Source organism: Pseudomonas sp. UBA5568, from assembly GCF_002425525.1.
In the GTDB taxonomy this organism is placed as follows: Bacteria; Pseudomonadota; Gammaproteobacteria; order Pseudomonadales; family Pseudomonadaceae; genus Aquipseudomonas; species Aquipseudomonas fulva.
In genome coordinates this window covers 1-11,221 of sequence record NZ_DIMK01000001.1, presented here as the reverse complement: position 1 = coordinate 11,221, position 11,221 = coordinate 1, and the positions used below count along the sequence as shown (strand labels likewise).

Below are 11,221 nucleotides of genomic sequence, written 5' to 3'. Positions count from 1 at the left end.
AAGGTGGTGATCCTCGGCCAGGACCCGTACCACGGCCCAGGGCAGGCCCATGGCCTGTGCTTCTCGGTGCAGCCTGGCGTGCCGACGCCGCCGTCGCTGGTGAACATCTACAAGGAGCTGCATCGCGATCTGAATATTCCCATCCCCAACCATGGCTACCTGCAAAGCTGGGCCGAGCAGGGTGTGTTGCTGCTCAATACCACCATGACCGTGGAGCGGGGCAACGCGGCATCCCATGCCAAGAAAGGCTGGGAGTTCTTCACCGACCGTATCATCGAGGTGGTCAGCGAACAGTGCGAGCATGTGGTGTTTCTGCTGTGGGGCTCCCATGCGCAGAGCAAGCAGAAGCTGATCGACGGCACCAAGCACCTGGTGCTCAAGTCTGTGCACCCCTCGCCGTTGTCGGCGTACCGCGGTTTTCTTGGCTGTGGACATTTCAGCCGTGCCAACGGTTTTCTCGAGCAGCGCGGGCTAGCGCCCATCAACTGGGCGTTGCCACCGCTGTGAGCCAGGCGGGGCCGTCAGGCCCCACAGGTCATGAGGGCCGCTTGCTCATCCAGTAACGGAACAGGGGCTCGGCCAGGAACAGCACGAAGAGCAGGCGCATCACTTGCAAAGCGGTCACCAGGGGCACCGACAGTTGCAGCGTTTCGGCGGTCAGGCTCATTTCAGCGATGCCCCCGGGCATCATGCCCAGCGTCAGTGAGCGCAGGTCTAAGGCTGTCAGCAGGCTCAAGCCCCAGGCGGCAGCGCCAGCCAGGGCCATGCTCAAAGCAGTCGCCACCAGCGTGCGCCCCAGAAATGCCGGGGCTCGGCGGAAGAACGCACGGTTGAAGTGGCAGGCCAGGCCGCTGCCGATCAGCCATTGGCCGATCTGACTGGCGCCATTGGGCAGGGCAATCTGCAAGTCGGCGGCCAGGCTGAAGGTGGCTGCCACCAGCAGCGGCCCGAACAGCCATGGGTTGGGCTGTTGCAGCCGCTGCCAGAGCCACCCGGCGGCCACCCCCAGCGGTGCGATGAGGGCCAGCCAGGCCCAGCTGACGCTGCCGGTGTGGTTGAGCGCTACGCCATCGCCCAGCAGCAGCTTGAACAGCGCCGGCACGCACAGCACCACGGCCAGCACGCGCAGGCTCTGGGCTGCGGCTACCTGGCTCAGTACCGCGCCATTGCGCGCACCCAGGTTGACCATTTCACCGGAGCCGCCTGGCATGCTGGCAAAGAACGCGGTGGCGCGGTCCTCACCCGAGCGGCGCAACAACCACACGCCAAGCACGCTTGAGACCGTGGTGAACAAGGCGCCGAAGAAGATCAGGGCGAAATGACTGCCCACTTGCTCGATGACCTGGGGCGTGAAGTGCAGGCCGATGCCCAGGCCGATGATGCATTGCCCGCAGCGCCGGCCATTGGGTATCTCTGGCAACTGCCAAGGGCTCAGGCAACGTACCGCGATGATCGCCAGCAACGAGCCGACCATCCACGGCAAAGGCCAGCCGACCTTGCTGGCGGCGAAACCGCCAGCAAGGCCGACCAGCCCAGTTGCCCAGTACAGCGGCAACGCGCGATCAGGCATCGGCCATGGCCCGGCGCTGCAGGCTGCGTTTGCGCCAGATGCGCACCATGGGCAGCGCGAGCATGAGCGCTACCAGTGCCCAGACACCCATGCTGATCGGGCTCGACCAGAGAATGCCCAGCTCGCCATTGGAGATCGACAATGCACGGCGCAGGTTCTGCTCCATCAGGCCACCCAGAATGAAGCCCAGCAGAATCGGCGAAAGCGGGAAGTCCAGCTTGCGCAGGATGTAGCCCATGATGCCGATGCCGACCATCAGGAACAGGTCGAAGGTGGTGGCATGCACGGCATAGACGCCGATCCCGGTGATGATGGCGATCACCGGCACCAGGGCCCAGTTCGGTACGGCCAGGATGCGGGTAAAGATGCGGATCATCGGGATGTTCAGGATCACCAGCATGATGTTGGCGATGAACAGCGACGCGATCAGGCCCCAGACGATGTCAGGTTGCTGTTCGAACAGCAGCGGGCCGGGGGTGATGTTGTAGAGCGTCAGCGCGCCGATCATCACCGCCGTGGTACCCGAACCCGGTACGCCAAGGGTCAGCATGGGCACCAGGGCGCCACAGCAGGAGGCGCCGATGGCCGTTTCCGGTGCAGCCAGGCCACGGGCGTCACCCTTGCCGAACTTGCCGCTGGCACCGGCCATGCGTTTTTCGGTCATGTAGGCCACCGCACTGGCCAGCGTGGCACCTGCGCCTGGTAACACGCCCATCACGAAGCCCAGCAGGCCGCAGCGAATGTTCACCGCGAACACCGACGCCGCTTCCTTGAAGTTGAACAGCATGCGCCCGGTGGCCTTGACTGCCTGGTGGCCGTGGTGGGTCTTTTCCAGCAGCAACAGAATTTCGCTGATCGAGAACAGGCCCAGCACCAGCACGACGAACTGAATGCCGTCGGCCAAGTGCACGCTGTCACCGGTGAAGCGGTACACGCCACTGTTGGCGTCGATGCCCACCGCCGACAAAAACAGGCCGATCAAGGCGGCGATGAAGGTCTTGAGCGGCTTGTCGCCGGCCATACCGCCCAGGGCGACGATGGCGAACACCATCAGCACGAAATACTCGGCCGGGCCGAAGGCGATTGCCCACTTGGCCAGCAGCGGGGCGAACAGCACCATGCCGCAGGTGGCGATGAAAGCGCCGATGAACGAGCTCCAGGCCGACAGGGACAGGGCCACGCCCGCCAGACCCTGGCGTGCCATCGGGTAGCCGTCCAGGGTGGTCATCACCGTCGACGCTTCGCCCGGGATGTTCAGCAGGATCGAGCTGATTCGCCCACCGTACTCGCAGCCCAGGTACACCGCAGCCAGCAGGATCAGCGCCGACTCCGGAGGCAAGCCCAGGGCGAAGGCGATGGGAATCAGCAGGGCCACGCCATTGATCGGGCCCAGGCCCGGCAGCAGGCCGACGACGGTACCGATCAGCGTGCCGGACAGGGCAGTGACCAGGTTGTAAGGGGACAGGGCGACGCCGAAGCCCTGGCCCAGGTAGCTCAAGGTATCCATGTGTCAGTTCTCCAGTACGCTCAGCAGGCCAAGGGGCAGGGGCACGTCCATGACGCGGTCGAACAGCCAGTAGAGGAAAAGGCTCATGCCAACCACGACGATGACGCTGTGCAGCCAGCGACCGCCATACAGGCGCGCCATGGGCACACCGGCCAGGATGGCGCTGAGGATGAAGCCAAGGGACTCGAAGGTGGTCGCGAAAATCAGCAGCAGGCCAATGCAGGCGGCGATCTTGGTCAGGGTCGCCTTGTCCAGCGCCGGCTCGTCGTCCTTGTGCACGATCGGCGTGGGGCGGATCGCCATGTACAGCAAGCCCAGGCTCATCAGGCCGAGCATCAGCAGCGGGTAGGCACGTGGGCCTACCGGCTCATAGGAAAACGCCGCCTGATACGGCCAGGCCATCACGGCCAGGGCGGCGCACACGGCCAGCAGAATCAGGGCGAAGATGCGTTGCAGGATCATGGAGGAATCCTCGGTAAGTAGCGATGGGAGCGGCACACCCGTGAACCTGGGCCAAGGCCCAGGCCATGCACGGCAGCGTCTGCCTGCTCCTGCCAAGAAAAACCGGCAGACTGGGTTACTGCACCAGGCCGAATTCCTTGGCCAGCATCTTGTAGTCAGCGACTTGCTTCTTGACGTAGCCATCGAGCTCTTCACCCGTCATGGCGAAGGGGAACAGCTCACGCTGGTCACGCAATTTGGCGAAGTCTTCGGAGGCCAGCATCTTGTCGAACGAGGCCTTCCACCAGGCGTAGTCTTCGTCGCTCACTTTCGGGCCGAGGTAGAAGCCGCGCACCACAGGCCAGACGATGTCATAGCCCTGTTCCTTGGCAGTGGGGATGTCCTTCATGGCCGGGTCGTCCAGGCGTTTTTCCGAGAACACGGCCAGCAGGCGCATGTTGCCGCTCTCGATGTGCGGCATGGAGTCGGAGATGTCGGTGGAGCCTACCTGGATATGGCCGCCGAGCAATGCCGTGGCGATTTCGCCGCCGCCTTCAAGTGCCACGTAGCGCAGGTCGCGTGGGTTGATGCCGGCAGCCTTGGCGATCAGGGCGGTTTGCATCCAGTCCTGGCTGCCTACGGTGCCGCCGGAGCCGATCACCACCTTGCTCGGATCTTTCTTCAGCGCCGCGACCAGGTCGTCGAGGGTTTTGTAGGGCGAGTCGCTCTTGACTGCGATCGCGCCGTAGCTGGTACCGACGGCAGCCAGCCATTTCACTGCATTTTCATCGAAGCGACCGAACTTGCCCTGGGCCAGGTTCAGCAGCGAACCGCTCGACCAGGCCACCAGGGTCCCGGCATCGGCTGGGCGTTGGGCTACTACCGCGTTGTAGGCCACAGCGCCCACACCGCCAGGCATGTAGGTCACGCGCATGGGCTTGCTCAGGATCTTCTCCTGCACCAAGGCGCTTTGCACCAGCTTGCAGGTCAGGTCGAAGCCGCCGCCAGGCGAGGCCGGGGCGATGCATTCGGGGCGTTTGGGTTCGGCGGCCAGGGCATTGCCTGCCAGCAGCAGGCAGCCGGTTGCCAGTACGATACGGCGCAGTGAAAAGGTCATGGTCTATCTCCGTAGGCGTTGTTGTTATCGGGTTACCACAGGGCGACGCTGTAGCTCACCAGCAGCCGCACTTCGTCGGCGTCACGGGCGAAATTGGAGCGGAAGGTCGCGTTTCGCAGGCGCACCGCCACGTTTTTGAGCGGGCCGTTCTGCACCACGTATTTCAGCTCGGTATCACGCTCCCATTCCTTGCCCTCGCCACCGCTGGCACGGCTGACGTTGTCGCCGCTGATATAGCGGGTCAGGAACGTCAGGCCAGGCACGCCGAGTGCGGCAAAGTTGTAGTCGTAGCGGGCCTGCCAGGAGCGCTCGTCGGCATTGGCGAAGTCGTTGATCTGGACGAAGTTGACCAGGTAGGGGTCGGCGCCATCGACATAGGGGAACGCGCTGTCGCCGGTCAGCTGCTGCCAGCCGGCGCTGAACTTGTGCCCACCCAGGGCATAACTGACCATGCCGTTGAAGGTGGTGTTGTCGATGCTGCCGGCCCTGGCAGCCCCTGCGTCATCGCTCAGCGCCAGGCGCAGGTCGAAGGCCAGTGCGCCTGGGCCTACGGCTTGGGTGGCGAGCAGGCCGATGAAGTGCTGGCGGTAGATGTCATCCAGTTGGGCGAAGTGATAGCTGCCGGTCAACCGGTCGCTGAACTGATAGTCCAGCCCCGCCAGCGACAGGTTGTCTGCGCTGAACGAGCCACCGAAGCGGCCGTTCTTGTTGTTCAGTGCCAGGTCTTCCCAGTTGGTGTCGTCACGGTCCTTTGCCTTGTCCAGGCGCCCACCAGTGAAGGTCAGGCCCTTGATTTCCTTGGAGGTAAGCAAACCGCCTTCGAAGGTTTGCGGCAGAATGCGGCCATCGTTGGGGCGCAGGGTGGGCAGGGAAGGGATCAGGGTGCCGATCTTCAGTTCAGTCTTGGAAATCTTGGCCTTGGCGGTCAAGCCGAGCTTTGAGTACTCGTCGGCGGCCTTGCCATTATCATGGGTGGGCAGCAGGCCACTGCCGGTACGATCAGGGCTTGAATCGAGCTTGATGCCCATCATGCCCAGCGCATCCACGCCGAAGCCTACGGTACCTTCGGTGTAACCGGATTCGAGGTTGAGCATGAACCCCTGGGCCCATTCGTCGCGCTTGGATTGTTGCGCACTGGTGCCATCGCGAAAGTCGCGATTGAAGTACATGTTGCGGGTTTCGAAGGTGGCCGTGCTGTCTTCGAAGAAGGCGGCCTGGCTGAGCGGGGCGACGCCGGCGAGCGCGAGGGCGCTGGCGATGGCGCTGGGGCGTGCGGCGAGGGAACGAGCAGGTGCGAGCGCCTGCGGCTGCAATGACAGCATCGTTGTGGCTCCGTTTCTTGTTCTTATTCGATTGCACCTTGCTGGTGCTTTATTCGGCGCTCGGGGCGACCGTGGTGCGATGCTAGGTAACGAACCTTTCGCTAACCTTTCAGCGTGAAAGGTTTGTCGCGCCGGCTTCACAGGCCGCGGCGGCGGGGTACACTCCGCGCCATCGCCCCACCTAACAGGGACAATCCGATGCGTGTGCTGCTGGTAGAAGATCATCTGCAATTGGCCGACAGTGTGGCCCAGGCCTTGAAAAGTCTGGGCCTGACTGTGGATGTGCTGCATGACGGGGTGGCTGCCGACCTGGCCCTTGGCAGTGAGGACTACGCCGTGGCCGTGCTCGACGTGGGCTTGCCGCGCATGGACGGCTTCGAGGTGCTGGCCCGTCTGCGCGGACGTGGCAAGACCGTACCGGTGCTGATGCTCACCGCCCGCAGCGACGTCAAGGATCGGGTCCATGGCCTGAACCTGGGGGCTGACGATTACCTGGCCAAGCCGTTCGAGCTGACCGAGCTTGAGGCGCGGGTCAAGGCGCTGTTGCGCCGTAGTGTGCTCGGGGGCGAACGCCAGCAGCGCTGCGGGCCGCTGGTGTATGACCTCGATACCCGACGGTTCACCTTGGATGAGGCCCCGTTGTCCCTGACTTCCCGCGAGCAGGGTGTGCTCGAAGCCTTGATCGCCCGGCCGGGCCGGGTGATGAGCAAGGAGCAGTTGGCGGCCCAGGTGTTCGGCCTGGACGAGGACGCCAGCCCCGATGCCATCGAGATCTACGTTCATCGCCTGCGCAAGAAGCTTGATGGCCATTCGGTGGCCATCGTCACCTTCCGCGGCCTGGGTTACCTGCTCGAGCATCGCGATGCGTGAGAATGTCAGCCTGCGTGGGCGCCTGCTGGGAAATCTGGCGCTGCTGCTGGTGGTCCTGATGCTGGCCAGTGGGCTCAGTGCCTACTGGAACGGCCGCGAGGCGGCGGACACCGCCTACGACCGGACACTGCTGGCGTCCGCCCGTACCATCGCTGCGGGCCTGTCGCAACGCGACGGGTCGTTGAGCGCCGATGTGCCCTATGTGGCACTCGACACCTTTGCCTACGACAGCGCAGGACGTATCTACTACCAGGTCCTGGACATCAACCAACGGCTGATTTCAGGGTATGAAAAACTGCCGCCCCCGCCGTCTGGTACACCGCGTACAGACGACTACCCCGCCTTGGCGCGATTCTATGATGCGACGTATCTGGGGCAGAACGTGCGAGTGGTCAGCCTGCTCAAAGCGGTGAGCGAGCCGAACATGAACGGCATGGCGGAAATTCGCGTGGCTGAAACCGATGAGGCGCGGGTGAGCATGGCCCGGGGCCTGATGGGGGATACGTTGCTGCGTCTGGGCATGTTGGCCCTGGGCGCTTTGGTGATGGTGTGGTTCGCCGTCAGTGCGGCGCTGCGACCGCTCGAGCGCCTGCGCACGGCGGTCGAGGAGCGCCAGCCGGACGATCTGCGCCCATTGCCGGTGGTACAAGTGCAGCCTGAATTGCGGCCACTGGTGGGGGCGCTCAACCACTTCACCGAGCGTTTGCGTGCACAGTTCGAGCGCCAGGCGCAGTTCATCGCCGATGCTGCCCACGAGCTGCGTACGCCCCTGGCGGCGCTCAAAGCGCGGGTGGAACTGGGTTTGCGCGCCAATGAGCCGCAACAGTGGCACCAGACGCTGGAAGCGGCGGCGCAGGGCACCGACAAATTGACGCACCTGGCCAACCAGTTGCTTTCACTGGCGCGTGTGGAAAACGGCGCGCGTGCGATCGCCGAGGGGGGCGCCCAGCGCCTGGACCTCAGCCAACTGGCGCGCGAGCTGGGCATGGCCATGGCGCCGTTGGCGCACAACCGTGGCGTTGCACTGGCCCTCGAGGCTCAGGCACCGGTATGGCTCAAAGGCGAGCCGACGTTGCTCAACGAGCTGTTGAGCAACCTGGTCGACAATGCCCTGGCCCACACCCCAAAGGGCGGCAACGTCATCCTGCGCGTGCTCGCGCCTGCGATGCTCGAGGTGGAGGACGACGGCCCCGGCATTCCAGAAGCCGAGCGCGAGCGGGTGTTCGAGCGCTTCTATCGCCGTAGCGCCCAGGGCAGCGGGTTGGGCCTCGCGATCGTGGGGGAGATCTGCCGGGCTCACCTGGCGCAGATCAGCCTGCATGATGGCGACAACGGCGGGCTGCGCGTGCGGGTGAGTTTCATCGCTGACTAAGCGTGGGCGCTCGGATCAATCCGGCCGCCAGGCAGAGCGAAGCCCTCAGCGCAACAAGCTGCGGGCTTCGAGCAGATCCTCGGCGTGCAGCTCGCTCCCCATGGGCAAGCCCAGGTGCCGGTAGGCTGGCAAGGCCGCCAGCGGCCTCTCTCGCCCACGCTGGCTGATGCAGCGGGCGATCTGGACCACATCGATGTAGTCGATGCGGTCGGTCTGTCGATCCAGGTCCTGAACCAGGCCGGGCAGCTTGACCAGCTGTTCGGGAAACTCCCAGGCCTTGAGTATCTTGTCGCCCAGTACGGGCTGGATCAGTTCGATGACATGGTGCAGGCAGACCGGATCGGACAGCAGCTCGTTGTGCTCTTCGGCGTAGATCAGAACTGGCAGCGCGCCGATCTGGTTGACCAGGCCGCCCAGTGCCGCCTGATCAGGCTTGAGCCGCGTGTAGCGCCGGGCCAACTCGTAACTCATGCCGGCGACCTCAAGGCTGTTGGCCCAGATTTCGCGCAGTTTTTGCTCAACTGCAGGCGAACGCGCGTGGAAGATCTGCTCGATGACCAGGCCGATGGCCAGGTTGCAGCTGTAGTTGATGCCCAGGCGAGTGATCGCCGTGTGCAGCTCGGTCACCTCGACCGTGGCCCGCAGCAGCGGGCTGTTGACCACCTTGATCAGGCGTGCCGACAAGGCGGCATCGCGGCCGATCACCCGGCTCAAGGCCGCCACGCTGATCTCGCTGTCTTCGGCGGCCTCGCGGATGCTCAAGGCAACCTCAGGCAAAGTCGGAAGTACCAGGTCATCCTTTTCAATGGCATCCAGCAGTTGCGCCTGGACCATTTCGGCCAGCTTGTTCATGGACGTGTCTACCGCAGTGGTGAAGCGGCCCCGCTGTCAAAGCGGGGCGGGGCTGGTCAGCGCTGGATTTCCCTGTCGCGGTCCAGTTCGTAGGGCAGGGGCAGTACCTGCAGGGGCGGGCCTTCGAGATGACCCAAGTGCAGGTTGCCATCCTCCACGGCATCGGCTGTGATCACCGCGAGCAGCTCACAGCCACTGCCGGTGCTGGCCGCCATCACCACATCACCTACCGAGGAGCCATGCACGGGGGAGAAGAGCTGCTCCCCAGGTGCCGGCAGGGTTTGCTGATCGATTGCCAGGCGGTACATGCGACGCTTGAGCTTGCCCAGGTACTGCATGCGTGCAACGATTTCCTGGCCGGTGTAGCACCCTTTCTTGAAGCTGACGCCATCGACGGCTTGCAGGTTGACCATTTGCGGAATGAACTGCTCGCGGGTAGGCCCCAGCACCTGACCGATCCCGGCGCGGATCTGCCCCAGCAGCCATGGGTTGAGTCCAGCTTCGGGTAGTGTGTCGGCCAGGGTCTTGTGAACCTCGCCTGCCTGATCTGCCGGTACCCAGAGCTCGGTGCGGCCGGTGCTGACCGTTACAGCGATCAGCCCTTCCTGCCGCGCCGTGCTGCCGGCTTCGGGCGCCAGTTCCAGCCCCAGTGCCACAAGCGCTGCCTGGCCGTCGTGCAGGCCGAAACGCACCCAGGCGGCGCTTTCGTCGGTGAGGGTGGCCTTGGAAAACACAGCGTATTTCTTCAGGTCGGCCAGCTGAGGCTCCAGCAATTCACTGGCCATGGCCAGGAGGTAACCGTTGCCTTCAGGCAAGATTCTGAAGCTGGACTGCATGCGCCCCTTGACCATGCAACGTGCGCCAAAGCTGGCGTATTCGGGGCTGAGGTAGTTGATGTTGCAGGTCAGCTGGCCCTGCAGGAATTTGCCTGCATCGGAGCCGCGGACAGCGAGAATGCCTTCGTGGGACAGAGGGCAGAAGAAAGCGGTATCGGCCATGGGTCATCGCGGTGGCTTAAAGTCTGGGGCCATCATAGAACGCTGGTAACAAAATAGGTAGGTGACTTAGACCAACAGTTGGCTGTCGCTTCGCGCGGCTGACTGTATACTGGCGGGCCACTCGAGGAGGGCCCCATGGTCGAACAAACTGAACTCAACCGGCTTTTCTGGCATAGCCGCCGCGGTATGCTGGAACTGGACGTCCTGCTGGTGCCTTTCACCCAGGAGGTCTACCCCAGCCTCAACGAAACCGATCGTCAGTTGTATGTTCGGCTGCTGAGCTGTGAGGACCAGGACATGTTCGGCTGGTTCATGGAGCGTACCGAATCCGAGGACCCGGAGTTGCAGCGCATGGTTCGCATCATCCTGGACCGTGTCCAACCCAAGTGAGTGGTTCGAATGCCGCTGGCAGGGCTCACGCCTGTTGCTGGTGGCCTACCTGATCAGCCAGGCGCTCGCCTGGTTCGCCGTGCTTGTCAGCCCGTTACCGTTCTGGTTGGGGCTGCTGGTGATCGCTGCATGTAGTGTTCATGCGGCGTGGGCTATTCCGCGTCGTATTCTGTTGACGCATGTTCAGGCTGTCACCGGGCTTCGTCGTGATGGAGCCGGCTGGTGGGTGTTTTCACGGGCCCGGGGGTGGCAGCCTGTGCGGCTGTGTCGTGACAGCATCGCGTTGCCCGCGCTCGTAGTGCTGAGATTCGTACCGGTTGGGGCAGGGTGGGGGCGCAGCCAATGTGTGCCCTGGGATGCGCTTGGGGTCGATGAGCATCGGCGTTTGCGGGTGAGGTTGAAGTTCAGCCGCAGGCGCTGGGTGGCGCCCATGCAGCACTAAACTATGCAGGCTGGCGCCGCGTCTGCCTTTGCCTTTGCCTTTGCCTTTGCCTTTGCCTTTGCCTTTGCCTTTGCCTTTGCCTTTGCCCTTGCTCTTGCTTTGGCTTCTAAGCGCGCGGTAGTTCAGACACTGCAGATCGCGACTTCAGGAGGCCGAGCGCAGGGCTTGCGGAGGGAGGTGACAGGCATGGATGCCTGTCAAGCGCTGGGCCCCAGGATGGGGCCTGCAGCGCGGTCCTCCCGGGAGCAAGCCCGGAGCGAGGGGACCCCGGAGCGCAGCGTAGGGGCCGGATGATAGGAGCAGGCGGTTTTTGCTTACTTTTTGACACGACAAAAAGTGA

General features: G+C 63.8%; 12 protein-coding genes. 5 read left to right on the top strand and 7 right to left on the bottom strand.

Translation table 11 applies throughout. The annotated features are described in order from the left end of the window. Positions 1–507: uracil-DNA glycosylase (gene ung / locus B2S33_RS00060; RefSeq protein ID WP_288649418.1), on the top strand; the 507-nt coding region annotated here is incomplete at its 5' end. Positions 508–535: 28 nt separating this feature from the next. Here the strand turns inward: ung and B2S33_RS00055 are convergent. The 5 genes from B2S33_RS00055 to B2S33_RS00035 form a co-directional block, all read right to left on the bottom strand. After that, a complete protein-coding gene (locus tag B2S33_RS00055) occupies positions 536–1,570 on the bottom strand; it encodes an AbrB family transcriptional regulator (protein ID WP_088522933.1) in 1,035 nt (344 codons plus the stop codon). Next, a complete protein-coding gene (locus B2S33_RS00050; protein WP_023534356.1) occupies positions 1,563–3,077 on the bottom strand; it encodes a tripartite tricarboxylate transporter permease in 1,515 nt (504 codons plus the stop codon). Before B2S33_RS00050 ends, B2S33_RS00055 begins: the two co-directional genes overlap by 8 nt. 3 nt (positions 3,078–3,080) lie before the next feature. After that, positions 3,081–3,539: a tripartite tricarboxylate transporter TctB family protein gene (locus tag B2S33_RS00045; RefSeq protein WP_049696475.1), complete on the bottom strand. Its 459-nt coding sequence runs from the start codon at positions 3,537–3,539 to the stop codon at positions 3,081–3,083. A gap of 115 nt (positions 3,540–3,654) precedes the next feature. After that, positions 3,655–4,635 (bottom strand): Bug family tripartite tricarboxylate transporter substrate binding protein, encoded by a 981-nt coding sequence (locus B2S33_RS00040; RefSeq protein ID WP_028687230.1) that lies wholly within the window; start codon positions 4,633–4,635, stop codon positions 3,655–3,657. A gap of 32 nt (positions 4,636–4,667) precedes the next feature. Then, entirely contained in the window at positions 4,668–5,957 is a 1,290-nt protein-coding gene (locus B2S33_RS00035; protein WP_028687231.1) for an OprD family porin, read from the bottom strand. A 198-nt stretch (positions 5,958–6,155) separates the two neighbouring features. Here B2S33_RS00035 and B2S33_RS00030 point away from each other — a divergent pair, with 198 nt between their 5' ends. After that, entirely contained in the window at positions 6,156–6,827 is a 672-nt protein-coding gene (locus B2S33_RS00030; RefSeq protein WP_027914569.1) for a response regulator, read from the top strand. Then, positions 6,820–8,199, top strand: coding sequence for a sensor histidine kinase (locus B2S33_RS00025; protein WP_288649416.1), 1,380 nt, complete (start codon positions 6,820–6,822; stop codon positions 8,197–8,199). Before B2S33_RS00030 ends, B2S33_RS00025 begins: the two co-directional genes overlap by 8 nt. A gap of 45 nt (positions 8,200–8,244) precedes the next feature. Here B2S33_RS00025 and B2S33_RS00020 read toward each other — a convergent pair whose 3' ends face one another. After that, entirely contained in the window at positions 8,245–9,051 is an 807-nt protein-coding gene (locus B2S33_RS00020) for an HDOD domain-containing protein (RefSeq protein WP_023534337.1), read from the bottom strand. 56 nt (positions 9,052–9,107) lie between these two features. Then, positions 9,108–10,049, bottom strand: a complete 942-nt coding sequence (locus B2S33_RS00015; protein ID WP_288649414.1) for a YgfZ/GcvT domain-containing protein — start codon at positions 10,047–10,049, stop codon at positions 9,108–9,110. Positions 10,050–10,184: 135 nt separating this feature from the next. On the opposite strand from B2S33_RS00015, the gene B2S33_RS00010 reads away from it, so the two are divergent. Next, the gene (locus tag B2S33_RS00010; protein ID WP_023534507.1) at positions 10,185–10,439 is read left to right on the top strand and encodes a succinate dehydrogenase assembly factor 2; all 255 of its coding nucleotides are present in this window, start codon (positions 10,185–10,187) and stop codon (positions 10,437–10,439) included. After that, positions 10,423–10,881, top strand: a complete 459-nt coding sequence (locus B2S33_RS00005) for a protein YgfX (protein WP_145280199.1) — start codon at positions 10,423–10,425, stop codon at positions 10,879–10,881. Before B2S33_RS00010 ends, B2S33_RS00005 begins: the two co-directional genes overlap by 17 nt. Positions 10,882–11,221 lie beyond the last annotated feature (340 nt).